At 71.1% G+C, this 13,441-nt stretch carries 9 protein-coding genes; 3 read left to right on the top strand and 6 right to left on the bottom strand.

Annotation, left to right across the window (positions count from 1 at the left end):
* Positions 1-175: 175 nt before the first annotated feature.
* Complete coding sequence (nsdA, locus tag ACWV17_RS09330; RefSeq protein ID WP_455355609.1) at positions 176-1,651, bottom strand: transcriptional repressor NsdA; 1,476 nt, start codon at positions 1,649-1,651, stop codon at positions 176-178.
* A 432-nt stretch (positions 1,652-2,083) separates the two neighbouring features.
* On the opposite strand from nsdA, the gene ACWV17_RS09325 reads away from it, so the two are divergent.
* Positions 2,084-2,746 carry a bifunctional DNA primase/polymerase gene (locus tag ACWV17_RS09325; RefSeq protein WP_455359269.1) on the top strand — a complete coding sequence of 221 codons (663 nt, stop codon included), beginning with the start codon at positions 2,084-2,086 and terminating at the stop codon, positions 2,744-2,746.
* A gap of 111 nt (positions 2,747-2,857) precedes the next feature.
* Here ACWV17_RS09325 and ftsY read toward each other — a convergent pair whose 3' ends face one another.
* A complete protein-coding gene (ftsY, locus tag ACWV17_RS09320) occupies positions 2,858-4,081 on the bottom strand; it encodes a signal recognition particle-docking protein FtsY (protein WP_455355607.1) in 1,224 nt (407 codons plus the stop codon).
* A gap of 140 nt (positions 4,082-4,221) precedes the next feature.
* On the opposite strand from ftsY, the gene ACWV17_RS09315 reads away from it, so the two are divergent.
* Entirely contained in the window at positions 4,222-5,667 is a 1,446-nt protein-coding gene (locus ACWV17_RS09315) for a cytosine permease (protein ID WP_455359268.1), read from the top strand.
* 60 nt (positions 5,668-5,727) lie between these two features.
* On the top strand, positions 5,728-6,723 hold the full coding sequence (locus ACWV17_RS09310) for an LLM class flavin-dependent oxidoreductase (protein ID WP_455359267.1): 996 nt from the start codon (positions 5,728-5,730) through the stop codon (positions 6,721-6,723).
* A 41-nt stretch (positions 6,724-6,764) separates the two neighbouring features.
* Here ACWV17_RS09310 and ACWV17_RS09305 read toward each other — a convergent pair whose 3' ends face one another.
* The 4 genes from ACWV17_RS09305 to ACWV17_RS09290 all read right to left on the bottom strand — a co-directional run bounded on the left by ACWV17_RS09305 (position 6,765) and on the right by ACWV17_RS09290 (position 13,423).
* Positions 6,765-8,183 (bottom strand): sugar porter family MFS transporter, encoded by a 1,419-nt coding sequence (locus ACWV17_RS09305; protein ID WP_455359266.1) that lies wholly within the window; start codon positions 8,181-8,183, stop codon positions 6,765-6,767.
* A gap of 225 nt (positions 8,184-8,408) precedes the next feature.
* Complete coding sequence (locus ACWV17_RS09300) at positions 8,409-12,326, bottom strand: AAA family ATPase (RefSeq protein ID WP_455359265.1); 3,918 nt, start codon at positions 12,324-12,326, stop codon at positions 8,409-8,411.
* Between the two features lie 231 nt (positions 12,327-12,557).
* The gene (locus ACWV17_RS09295; RefSeq protein WP_455355602.1) at positions 12,558-12,770 is read right to left on the bottom strand and encodes a hypothetical protein; all 213 of its coding nucleotides are present in this window, start codon (positions 12,768-12,770) and stop codon (positions 12,558-12,560) included.
* A gap of 371 nt (positions 12,771-13,141) precedes the next feature.
* On the bottom strand, positions 13,142-13,423 hold the full coding sequence (locus ACWV17_RS09290) for an acylphosphatase (RefSeq protein WP_455355601.1): 282 nt from the start codon (positions 13,421-13,423) through the stop codon (positions 13,142-13,144).
* Between the last annotated feature and the right edge of the window lie 18 nt (positions 13,424-13,441).

The following is a 13,441-nucleotide window of genomic DNA, read 5'->3' as shown; positions in this document are numbered from 1 at the left end:
ACGAAGAGGTCCTGCGTGTTACGCGTGAATGAACTGCCCGGAGGAGCGACACCCTGGTCGTTATCGTGCCGCAACCTGGGCGACAGCCGACCGCGGCGGTGCCCGGTTGACCTGGCGTGGGGGTGCCGAGTCGGGCTTTACGGGGCTACCGCCGCGGCCGGGGCTGGAGTGGGCCTCAGACCGCTTCTGCCGCTTCGGGCAGCTGGGCGGCGATCTGGTCGGTGAGCCGGACGACCTCGGCCACGTGCCCGTAGTCGCGGGCCGCCGTGTCCACGGTCTTGCGCAGCCTGGTGTTGACCCGCTCGGAGCGGACCCGCTTGGCCACCTTCAGGGCCCGTTCCGCCAGGACCGTGCACTGTTCGGGTTCCCGCTGCATCAGGTGCACGGTCGCCATGCCGATCAGGTTGAGCGCGTACGAGCGCTGGTGCACCTCGTCCTTGCCGAACAGCTCGACGGCGCGCTCCATCACGGGCTCGGCGAGCGAGGCGTAGGTGGGGCTGCGGCCGGCCACATAGGCCAGGTCGCGGTAGGAGTGGGCGTTCTCGCCGTTGAGTTCGGCCTCGGAGAAGAAGCGGATCCAGTCCGGCTCGGGCTCGCCGCCCAGGGCGGAGTCGGCGAAGGTGTCCTCGGCCATCCGGACGGCCCGCTTGCACCGGCTGGGCTGGCCCATGTTGGCGTACGCCCGGGCCTCCATCGCATACAGCATCGCCTGGGTGCGCGGGGTGGCGCAGTCGCGGCTGCCGTACTGCGCGAGGTGGATGAGCTCCAGCGCGTCCTCGGGACGTCCGAGATGGATCATCTGGCGGCTCATGTTGGAGAGGATGTACGAGCCCAGCGGCTTGTCCTGCGCCTCCTTCGCGGCGTGCAGGGCGAGGACGAAGTACTTCTGGGCGGTGGGCTGGAGGCCGACGTCGTAGCTCATCCAGCCCGCCAGTTCGGCGAGTTCGGCGGCGACCTTGAACAGCCGCTTGGCGGTGTCCGCGGGCTGCGGCTCCTGGAGCAGGTCGGTCACCTCGTGCAGCTGGCCGACGACGGCCTTGCGGCGCAGGCCGCCGCCGCACTGCGCGTCCCACTGACGGAACATCACCGTGGTGGACTCCAGCAGGTCCAGCTCCGGCGTGGACAGCCGGGACGGCCGGCGGGAGGCCGCGAGCGTCTCCGGCCGGCCGAGGTCGGTGGCGGGGACGGGCACGAGCCAGCGCTGCATCGGCTCGATGAGGGCGGGGCCGGCGGAGAGGGCGAGCGACGTCCCGAGGAAGCCGCGCCGGGCGAGCATGAGGTCGCTGCGGGAGAACTCGCTGAGCAGCTGGACGGTCTGCGGGCCCGCCCAGGGCAGGTCGACGCCGGACACCGAGGGTGACTGGTGTGCGGTCCGCAGGCCGAGGTCCTCGATGGCGACGACGCTGCCGAAGCGCTCGGAGAACAGCTCGGAGAGGATGCGCGGAATCGGCTCGCGGGGCTGTTCGCCGTCGAGCCAGCGGCGTACGCGCGAGGTGTCCGTGCTGATGTGGTGCGCGCCCATCTGCCGGGCGCGGCGGTTCACTTGGCGGGCGAGTTCACCCTTCGACCAGCCGCTGCGTACGAACCACCCGGTGAGCTGCTCGTTGGCGCGCTTCTCAGCGTTCGAACCACTTCCGCCGTTGCCGCTCACTGGAACGCCCCCATCCTGCTGTGCCTCTTTGTGCGAACCCGTATCAGAATGCCGCGAGTTGTGGCCGCCTGTCCCGGAGACGTACCCACTCGAACAGGAAACCGAGTTGCCTCCGGCATACCCACATGCGCACACCACTCGAGGTTTGTGCACTGAAAGTAATCCTACGATCACCCCTTCGGCCATGGCGATTCCAGAAACGCCACCATTCGCCACCCCTTCGAATGAACTCGCCTGCCGCTGGGCGCGATTCACTTGACACACGACGATCAGGAGTTGGCGGAACGGTGTACGCCAGGGCGCGCGCCTCGGACCGCACTCCCCTTCGTACCGCAGTGCGCCGCCGCCGCGATCGGGCAGCGGGGGGCTACGGTGCGTCACGGGAAGGCTCCGGGTCGTAACCACCGGCGCGTTCGACCCGTTGGAGGGGACATGGGCTTCACGATCGGCAGCAGCCGGGGGATTCGCGAAATCCGGTCCGGCTCGCGCCGCCGCGGCCGCACCACGGAGTGCACAGCGGTGGCCGAGTACACCGGGCTGTGGGGCTGGGACGCGGTCCCGGGCGCGCGGGCGGCCGACGGCGTCTGCTCCTGCGGCGACCGGCGGTGCGGTTCGCCCGGCGCCCACCCGCTGACGTTCGCCGGTGAGGTGCACGCGGGGGCGACCCTCGACGAGGTCTCCAAGGCGTGGGGCGAGTTCCCCGGCGCGTCGGTCCTGTTGCCCGCCGGCCGCTCCTTCGACGTACTGGACGTGGCGGAGCCGGCCGGGCGCCGGGCGCTCGTCCGGCTGGAGCGGATGGGCCTGCCGCTCGGCCCGGTCACGGTGACCCCGGACGGCCGCGCGCAGTTCTTCGTCGCGCCCGGGGCCGCCGAGGAGCTCCCCCGGCTGCTGTACCGCATGGGCTGGGACGACGCGGATCTCGACCTGCGCGCGCTGGGCCGCGGCGCCCACATCACCGCCCCGCCGTCCGACCACGGCGGCCTGGGCCCGGTCGGCTGGCTGCGCCCGCCGGCTCTGGAGACGGCCGGCCGGCCCCCCGAGGCCCGTCTGCTGCTCGGCACGCTGGCGTACATCTGCCACCGTTCGGCGCTCTGATCCCCGTCCATCCCCGTCGATCCGTCCGGGGACGGATACGCCAAGGGCCCCGCCGCATCGCGCATGCGGCGGGGCCCTTCTGCGTACGGAGGGACGTACGCCCGTACGGCGCTAGTCGCCGACCAGCGCGTCCACGAACGCCTCCGGCTCGAACGGAGCCAGGTCGTCCGCGCCCTCGCCCAGACCCACCAGCTTCACCGGCACGCCCAGCTCGCGCTGCACCGCGACCACGATGCCGCCCTTGGCCGTGCCGTCCAGCTTGGTCAGCACGATGCCGGTGATGTCCACGACCTCGGCGAAGACCCGCGCCTGCACCAGGCCGTTCTGCCCGGTCGTGGCGTCCAGCACGAGCAGCACCTCGTCCAGCGGGCCGTGCTTCTCCACGACGCGCTTGACCTTGCCCAGCTCGTCCATCAGTCCGGTCTTGGTGTGCAGCCGGCCGGCGGTGTCGATGAGGACGACGTCCGCGCCCTCGGCGATGCCTTCCTTGACCGCGTCGTACGCGACCGAGGCGGGGTCGCCGCCCTCGGGGCCGCGTACCGTACGCGCGCCGACGCGCTCGCCCCAGGTCTGGAGCTGGTCGGCCGCCGCCGCCCGGAACGTGTCCGCCGCGCCGAGCACCACACTGCGGCCGTCGGCGACCAGGACGCGGGCGAGCTTGCCCGTGGTGGTGGTCTTGCCGGTGCCGTTGACGCCGACAACCATGACCACGCCGGGGGTCTCCAGACCGCTCTCGGTCTTCACCGCGCGGTCGGCCTCGGTGCCGATGAGCTGCAGCAGCTCCTCGCGCAGCAGGGCCCGCAGGTCCTCCGGCGTACGGGTGCCGAGCACCTTCACCCGCTCGCGCAGCCGCTCGACCAGCTCCTGGGTGGGCGCGACGCCGACATCGGCGGTGAGCAGCGTGTCCTCGATCTCCTCCCAGGTGTCCTCGTCGAGGTGCTCGCGGGAGAGCAGCGTGAGCAGGCCCTTGCCGAGCGAGTTCTGCGAGCGGGAGAGCCGGGCGCGCAGCCGTACGAGACGGCCTGCGGTGGGCTCGGGAATCTCGATCGCGGGCGCGGGCGGCGCGGCGACGACCGGGTCCTCGACGGCGGCCGGTTCCGCCACGGCCGTCGAGGCGTCGGGGAGGTCGACCTCCTCGATCGTCCGGCGTGGCTCTTCGACCGTCGGTGCGGCGTCCTCGCCGACCTGAGGTTCGGCGGGCGGGGCAGTGATGGTCGGCGTGCTCGACGGCGCCGAGGGCGGCAGCTGCTTCTTCTTGCGGCTGCCGACCACGAGCCCGCTGACCACGCCGACCGCGACCAGGGCGATGACTACAGCAAGGATGAGGATGTCCATAACGCACCCAGTATCGACCACGGTCGTGCCGGACCATGCGACCTGGAGCTTCCTCCAGGAATGAATGCCGCACTTTGTATCTTTTGGGGTGAACGTAGGATGCTGTGGTTTCCCCCCACCCCTCCCCCCACGGAGTGTGTATGTCTGCCGAGTCCGACGGCGCGATAGAGACCCGCGGCCTGGAGCCCGTTCCCGAGGACGAGCGCACGGGCCGCGTCCGTGAACTCTTTCCCACCTGGGTGGCGGCCAACATCAGCGTGCTGCTGCTCACCATGGGCGCCGGTCTGGTGGTGTTCAACGGGCTCAACATCTGGCAGATCCTGGTCGTGGCGCTGGCCGCGCCCGTCGTCTCGTACGGGCTCGTCGGCCTGATCTCGATCGCGGGCAAGCGCGGCGGCTCGCCGGGCATGGCCCTCTCCCGGGCGGTCTTCGGCCAGCGCGGCAACCTGTTCCCCGGCTCGCTGATCTGGGTCGCGCGCTGGGGCTGGGAGACGATCAACGCCGTCACCGGGGCGTACGCGCTGCTGACCGTGCTGGACCTGCTGTTCGGTATCAAGAGCAACACCGTGCTGATCGTGGTGACCCTGCTGCTCTTCGTCGGCTGCACGTTCCTCGTCTCGGGGCTCGGCATCAACGCGCTGCGCGTATGCAGCAAGTGGTCGACGTACCTCTTCGGCGGCTTCAGCGTGCTGGTGCTGGGCTATCTGGTCGCGAACACCGACTGGTCGGCGGTCTTCGACAAGCCGGCGGGCTCGACCGCGATGATGATCGCCGGTATCGGGACGATCGCCGCGGGCGGCATCAGCTGGGTGCCCTCCGGCCCCGACTTCACGCGCTATCTGCCGCGTACGGCGTCGTCGAAGGGCATGATCGGCGCCACCGTCGGCGGCGCGGGCGTCGTCGTCCTGCCCATGGTGCTGATGGGCGCGGTCATGGCCGTCGGGACGCCCGACCTGGCCTCGGCGTCCGACCCCGTCTCGTTCATCGGCGAGCTGCTCCCGGCCTGGATCTCCGTCCCGTACCTGCTGATCGCCCTGATCGGCATGCTGCTGATCAACTCGATGTCGATGTACTCGGCCGGCTTCACCGCGCAGACACTGGGCATCAGCGTCCCGCGCGCCTGGGCGGTCAGCGTGAACGCGGTGATCAGTCTGGTCTTCGGCTTCCTGCTGATGGTGGTCGCGACCAGCTTCTTCGGCTCGTTCATCTCCTTCCTGACGCTGCTCGCGGTGGCTTTCTCGGCGTGGATCGGCGTCTTCGGCGTGGACATGCTGCGCCGCCATACGTACGACGGCGAGGCGCTGATGGACACGACCCGCACCAGCGCGTACTGGTACCGGGGCGGATTCGCCTGGCAGGCGATGGCCGCGTGGGGCACCGCGCTGGTCGTGGGCCTGCTCTTCACCAAGGTCGACTGGTTCGCCGGCCCGCTGTCCGCCAGCTGGATCGGTGCGAACGGTCTGGGCTGGGCGGTCACCGTACTGGTCGCGGCGCTGCTGTACGCGGTGCTGCCGCGGACGACGGCCGTGGAGCCCGCGCCGGTGGTCGCACCCGAGCGCGAGCGTGCCGGGGCCCTGTCCATCTGACGTCACGTCAGCTAACGTCCCTCTTCGCGCGCCCACGCCCGGCGAAGGGGGACGTTCCGTATGGCCATCACCGTCGTCCGGTTCAATCTGGTCGATCCCGACGCGACCCCGGAATCGCTGTCGGCCCGCTACCGGGCCGCCGTGGAGATGGCCGCGTACGCCGACGACCGCGGCATCGCCACCCTCCAGACGGAGGAGCACCACGGCGCGGCCAACGGCTGGCTGCCGTCGCCGTTCGTCTTCGCGGGCGCGGTCTTCGGCGCCACCCGCCGGATCACCGTCACGGTCTCCGCGATCATCGGCCCGCTGTACGACCCGCTGCGGCTGGCGGAGGACATCGCCGTACTCGACCTGCTCAGCGGTGGCCGGCTGATCACGGTCGCGGGCATCGGCTACCGGCCCGAGGAGTACGAACAGCACGGCGTCGAGTGGGGCCGGCGCGGCCGACTCCAGGACGAGGTGCTGGACACGCTGCTGTGTGCGTGGACCGGCGAGCCGTTCCCGTACCGCGGCCGTACGGTCCGGGTCACCCCACGCCCGTACACCCGGCCGCATCCGCTGCTGCTGGTCGGCGGCAGTTCACAGGCCGCGGCCCGGCGCGCGGCCCGGCTCGGTCTGCCGTTCTTCCCCAGCGCGCACCTGCCCGAGCTGGCGGCGTACTACCACGCGCGCCTCGCGGAGTACGGCACCGAGGGCTGGACCATGATGCCCGCGGCCGAGACCCCGCTGCTGCACATCGCCGAGGACCCCGACCGGGCCTGGGCCGTATACGGACGGCACTTCCTGCACGAGGCCCGGACCTACTCCTCCTGGCAGTCGAAGGACATCCGCTCGGCGGTCCGCTCGGCCGCCACCACGGTGGAGGAACTGCGCGCGGAGGGCGTCTACCGGATCCTGACACCGGACGAGTGCGTCGCGTACGCCGAGGCGCGCGGCGAGACGGGCAGCCTGGTGCTGCATCCGCTGTGCGGCGGTATGCCGCTGGACGAGGGCTGGCGCAGCCTGCATCTGCTGGGCGAACGGGTACTGCCCCGGCTGGGCAGCCGCGAGGGCTGAGCCGGGGCAGTCTCCGTGCGCGAGGAGCCGGGCAGCGGGGATTAGCCCATCTCCTCCAACGCCTTGCCCTTGGTCTCCTTGACGTACTTGAGCACGAAGGGGATCGAGAGCACGGCGAAGACCGTGTAGATGATGTACGTGCCCGAGAGGTTCCAGTCGGACAGGCTCGGGAAGCTGGCGGTGATGACCCAGTTGGCGATCCACTGCGCGGCGGCGGCGACACCGAGCGCGGCGGCGCGGATCCGGTTGGGGAACATCTCACCGAGGAAGACCCAGACCACGACACCCCACGACAGTGCGAAGAAGAGCACGAACACGTGGGCCGCGATCAGCGCGACGATGCCCTGGGTGTGGGGGAGCTTGCCGCCGACGAGGTCCGCGGAGAAGGCCCAGGCCTCCAGCGCGAGGGCGATCGCCATACCGGCCGAGCCGATGAGCGCGAGCGGCTTGCGGCCGATGCGGTCGACGAGGAGCATCGCGATCACGGTGCCGATGATGTTGATGATCGACGTCGTGAACGACCAGAAGAAGGAGTCACTGGGGTCGATGCCGACCGACTGCCAGAGCGTGGCCGAGTAGTAGAAGGCGACGTTGATGCCGACGAGCTGCTGGAAGACGGAGAGCCCGATACCGACCCAGACGATCGGCAGGAAGTAGAAGCGTCCGCCGAGCAGGTCCTTGAAGACGGACTTGTGCTCGCGGTGCATGGCGAGCTCGATCTCGGCGACGCGGGCGTCGAGGTCGACGCCCTTGCCCTCGACGTCGGCCAGGATCTCCTTGGCCCGCTCGGTCTTGCCCACGGAGATCAGGAAGCGGGGGGACTCGGGGATGACGAAGGACAGTAGCCCGTAGAGCACGGCCGGGATGACCATCACACCGAGCATGACCTGCCAGGCCTCGATGCCGAGGAGCTTGTTGCGGTCGTCGCCGCCGGCCCAGTTGAGGATGCCCCAGTTGACCAGCTGGGAGACCGCGATACCGATGACGATGGCGGCCTGCTGGAAGGAGCCGAGCCGGCCGCGGTACGCGGGCGGGGCGACCTCGGCGATGTAGGCGGGGCCGATCACGGAGGCCATGCCGATCGCCATGCCGCCGAGCACGCGCCAGAACGCGAGGTCCCAGAGGGCGAACGGCAGTGCGGAGCCGACGGCGCTGATCGCGAAGAGCGCGGCGGCGATCTGCATCACGCGGATGCGGCCGATCCGGTCGGCGATGCGGCCGGCCGTCGCGGCGCCGACGGCGCAGCCGATCAGGGCGATCGCGATGACCTGGCCGAGCGTGCCCGCGCCGATGTCGTACTTCTCGCCGATGCCGCCCACCGCGCCGTTGATGACGGCGCTGTCGTAGCCGAACAGGAAGCCGCCCATGGCAGCCGCGGCGGTGATGAAGACGACGTGGCCCAGGTGCTCCGGATGGGCGGACGAGCCTCCGGGATTCGGCGCGTGAGCGGTGCTGGTCAACATGGTCTCCTCGTGCCCGGCGCGGGAACAGGGCAGGTGGGGGGCGAGCCCTTCCAGTGGCGCACGAGTTACCGCCAGCCACCACTTGAAGGTAAAAACAACGTTGCAGAGACTATGCGTTCAGTTTTCGAAGTCAATACCTGCGGCGATGCCAATGTGAGGTGACGGAGAGTCGAAAGTCCTTCAAGACTTGAAGATTCTGTGCCGACGGGGACGCGGAACGGGTCAGCGGAGCCGCTGGCTGATGACCTTGGACACGCCGTCGCCCTGCATGGACACGCCGTACAGCGCGTCGGCGACCTCCATCGTCCGCTTCTGGTGCGTGATCACGATCAGCTGGGAACTCTCCTGGAGTTCCTCCATGATCCGGATCAGCCGCTGGAGGTTGGTGTCGTCCAGCGCGGCCTCGACCTCGTCCATCACGTAGAACGGGCTGGGCCGGGCCTTGAAGATGGACACCAGCAGCGCCACGGCGGTCAGCGACCGCTCGCCGCCGGACAGCAGCGAGAGCCGCTTGACCTTCTTGCCCGGCGGGCGGGCCTCCACGTCGACGCCCGTGGCCAGCATGTTGTCGGGATCGGTCAGGATGAGCCGGCCCTCACCGCCCGGGAAGAGCCGGGAGAAGACGCCCTCGAACTCGCGCGCGGTGTCCCGGTACGCCTCGGTGAAGACCTGTTCGACGCGCTCGTCGACCTCCTTGACCACCTGGAGGAGGTCGGCCCGTGTCTTCTTCAGGTCTTCGAGCTGCTCGGTGAGGAACTTGTGCCGTTCCTCCAGCGCCGCGAACTCCTCCAGCGCCAGCGGGTTCACCTTGCCGAGCTGCTGGTACGCGCGCTCGGCTGCCTTCAGCCGCTTCTCCTGCTGCGCGCGGACGAACCGTACCGGCTGGTTCCGCGGATGATCCGGGTCGTCGGGGAGCTCCTCCCCCTCGGCGGGCGGGGAGGGCGGGACCGGCTGGTCGGGCCCGTACTCGGCCACCAGGCCGGCCGGCTCGACCCCGAGTTCCTCCAGCGCCCTGGTCTCCAGCTGCTCGATTCGCAGCCGCTTCTCGGCGCCCAGCACCTCACCGCGGTGCACGGAGTCCGTGAGTTTGTCGAGCTCGCCCTTGAGTTCGCGCCCCTGGTTGCGCTCGGCGGCGAGGTCCTGTTCGCGGGCGGCCTTGGCGCTCTCCGCTGCGGTCCGCTCGTCCCCGGCGCGTACGAGCGACACCTCCACGTGCGCGAGGAGCTGCCGGGCACCGGACGCGACCGCCGACGCCACCTCGGCCTCGTGCCGCAGCCGGGCGCGCCGCTGTTCCGCTCGCGCCCGCGCCTCGCGCTCGGCGCGCGCCCCGCGGTCGAGCGCGTCGGCCCGCCCCGCGAGCCCCTTCACGCGCTCCTCGTGCGTACGGACCTGGAGCCGGGCCTCCATCTCGGTCTGCCGGGCGTTGGCGCCGTCGGCGGCCAGCCGGTCCCGCGCGGAGGTGTCGGGCTCCTCCTCCACGGGCATCTCCTCGGCGACCAGCAGCCGCTCGGCCAGCTCCTCCGCCTCCGCGGTCGCCCGCTCCAGCGCCTCCTGGGCCTTGGCCGCCGCCGCGGTGCTCCGCTCGGCCTCGCCGGCGGCGCCGCGGGCCTGCCCGGCGAGCCGCCCGAGCTGCTGGGCGACCCCGGACTTCGCCCGCTCGGCGGTCCGCCGGCGTTCGCCCAAGTCGTCCACGAGCGCGGCGCATTCGGCCCGGCGCTCGGCGGCCCGGTGCTGGTTCTCGGCGAGCTCGTCGCACCGTACGGCCAGCTCGGCCAGCTCGGCGGCCGCCTCGTCGACGGACGCCTGGACCTCGAGCAGGCTCGGCGCCCCGGCCGACCCGCCCTGCGCGAAGTGCGCCCCGAGGACATCGCCCTCGGCGGTGACGGCGATGAGCCCGGGCTGCGCGGCGACGAGATCTTCGGCGTCCTCCAGTGTCCCGACGACGACGACGTCCCGCAGCAGCCACCGCAGGGCCCCCATGAGCGCGCCAGGAGCACGCACAAGCTCGGCGGCGAACGGCGGTCCGGAGCCACCCGCGGATACGAACCCGCGGGACACCGCGGTGGCGCCCATGGGGGCGCCACCACCGGCGCCTGGAGCGGTCGACTGACTGTCGGCGCCGACGGCAGCCGGCGAGGAGCCACGGCCGGAGGTCGCACCCGCGCCCCAGCCCTGGGCACGCAGGCCTTCGCCGCCGGGGACGGCCGGATCGGAGCCGCCGTCGGGCGCCGCGCCGAGGCCCTGGGCAACCAACCCGCCGTCGCGGGCCGGAGCGAAGCCGTCAGCAGGGGCGGCGCCGAAGGCCGCGGCCGGCTCGGGCACGGCGGCGCCGGCCGGGGCCGGGCCTGGGCCGGGCATGGTCGTGGCCTGGGCGGGTAGGCCGGCTTCGGCGGAGACCGTGTCCGGCGTGGACTGGGTCTGGGGAGACGCCAGCAGTATCGCTGCCCGGCCCGCGTCCTGTTTGCGGAGGAGGCGGATCGCATCCGCCGCTGTCGACGGGCCCGACACGGCGATCGCGTCCGCCGCCGCGCCCAGCGCCGCGGCCACCGGGACCTCGTAGCCCGGGGTGACGGTGAGCAGTTCGGCGGCCGGGCCGAGCAGGCCGGTGAGCCGGTCCCGCGCGTCGAGCAGCGCGCCCGTGCCGTCCTTGCGGCGCAGTCCCAGGGCCAGCGCGTCGTGGCGCGCGGAGGTGGCGGCCCGCCGCCGCTCGGCGGCGGTGGCCGCCTCGCGCGCGGCGGCCAGGTCCGCCTCCGCCCCGGCCAGCGCCGACTTGGCTGCGTCGTACTGCTCCGCCAGCGCCGAGTCGTCCGCGTCCAGCCCGTCGACCTCGGCCTTGAGCTGCTCGTACTCCTCCTGCGCGGCGACCGCGCGCTCCCGCGCCGCGTCCCGCGCCTCGGCCAGCCGGTCGATCTCGGCCTGGGCCGAACCGGCCCGGCTCCGGGCTGCGTTGACCTGACCGTGCAGCCGCGCCAGCCCCTCGCGCCGGTCGGCGATGGCCCGGGCCACGTCCTTGAGCCGGCGCTCCTCCATCGTCAGCTCGCGCTCCAGCTCGGAGCGGTGTGCGACGGTGTCCTCCAGGGCCCGCTGCGCCGCCTCGAGAGCGGCCTCCAGTTCCGCCTCTTGCTCGCGGATCCGCGCGGCCTCGCGCTCCATGTCCTCGGGGTCGCGGCCGCGCCGCTCCTCCGGCGGGGCCGCGGTGGCGCTCTTGACCCGGGCGTCGGCGAGGCTGATCGTGCCGCGCACCCGTTCGGCGAGCTGCGACAGCTCGTACCAGGTCTGCTGGGCCCGTTGCAGCCGCGGCGCCAGCCGCCGCACCTCGTCCTCCAGCGCGGCCTCCCGCTGGAGCGCCGTCCGCAGCTCGGCCTCGGCGGCCTCCTTGCGCGCCTTGAGCGCGGCCTCGTCGGCGACCTCGGCGTTCAGCGCCTCGCGCAGTGTCACCAGGTCGTCGGCGAGCAGCCGCAGCCGCGCGTCACGCAGATCGGCCTGGATGACGGCCGCGCGCCGCGCGACCGCGGCCTGCCGTCCCAGCGGCTTGAGCTGCCGCCGCAGCTCGTCGGTCAGGTCCTGTACGCGCGCCAGGTTGGCCTGCATCGCGTCGAGCTTCCGCAGCGCCTTCTCCTTGCGCTTGCGGTGCTTGAGTACGCCCGCCGCCTCCTCGATGAACGCCCGGCGCCCCATCGGATCGGCGTGCAGTACGGAGTCGAGCTGGCCCTGCCCGACGATGACGTGCATCTCGCGGCCGATACCGGAGTCGGAGAGCAGCTCCTGGATGTCCAGCAGCCGGCAGGTGTCGCCATTGATCTGGTATTCGCTGCCGCCGTTGCGGAACATGATCCGCGTAATGGTGACCTCGGCGTACTCGATGGGGAGCGCGCCGTCGGAATTGTCGATGGTGAGGGACACCTCGGCACGGCCGAGCGGAGGCCGCCCGGTGGTGCCGGCGAAGATCACGTCCTCCATCTTTCCGCCGCGCAGGGACTTCGCCCCCTGTTCACCCATGACCCAGGACAGCGCGTCCACCACATTGGACTTGCCGGAGCCATTGGGGCCGACGACGCAGGTGATGCCGGGCTCGAAACGCAGCGTCGTCGCGGAGGCGAAGGATTTGAACCCGCGGAGGGTCAGGGCCTTGAGGTGCACGCCGCCGGACTCTACCTTTCACGTTCGGTTTCACCCATGAAGGTGCAGGGCACATTCGACGGTAAAGAAAGCAGCACACCGAGCCGGCGCCCGGAAGCATCGCGCAGACGGAAGCAGCGCGCAGACAGCGCCGGAAAGACAGAAGGGACGCCGAAGCGTCCCTTGCACATCTTGCGTGTTGTAGGTGTCAGCGGCTGAATGGGCAAGCCCGACCGGCCTGGCGGTTGGGGGTCAGGTGAGCGCAGGCTCCGCCTGGGGTACGTCGATGTCGATGCTGTGCAGCAGCGAGTCTCCGTGCTGAGCGGCGGCGTTCAGCGCGTCATTCTCCGACTGGATCCGTACGAGCTCGGACTCCAGGTCCTGGACGCGCTGCTGAAGCCGTCGCATCTCGGCGAGGAGTCGCGGGTCGGAACCGCCGACGTAACCGAGAAGCGCCTTTGCCATGATGGATGGTCCTCCACAATGAGTGACCGACCGAAGCGGTGTGGGTCGTGAGGGAATCGCACCCGCGGTGCTCGGCAGTACTTGTCGTCGCTGCGGTTCTACTGCCAAACAGCTAAGGTGCGCGGGGCTTCCAGCGTCTCACCAAAAAGTTTGACGGTCAACACGATCACACCCCGTATCGACAGGCAGCCCTGCGGCCTGGGGCCGCGAGAACTGCGGCGCCGGCTCTCCGAGGGGCCCTGGGGGCGTGGAGATCATCCTTACTCCCGCAGCCTTCCACGAGAAGCCGTTCTTTGGCAACCACCTGCTGATTTCCATCGGAATCCGCTGGTCCGGGGGCGGCTCCGCCGACGCCGGCCGGGGCGGATTCGTCAGCGGATCACGAAGCCGTCGTAGCCGCCGCGCGGGACGTCCCAGATCTCCGTCACTCCGTCGACCTTGCCGGGTGTGTCGGGCGAGCGGAGCCATTCGAGCAAACGGTGGCAATTCTCACGTCTGCCCTCCGCCACGACCTGCACCCGTCCGTCGTCAAGATTGACGGCGAACCCGCTCAGCCCGCCGATCTCCAAAGCGTTTGCCCTGGTGAACCAGCGGAAGCCCACTCCTTGTACACGGCCGCGTACCCAGGCGGTGAGCCGCACATCTTCGTTCATGCGAGCACGCTAACCGGA

This window comes from Streptomyces mabaensis (assembly GCF_053763515.1).
This window is presented reverse-complemented; position numbering and strand designations above follow the sequence as displayed.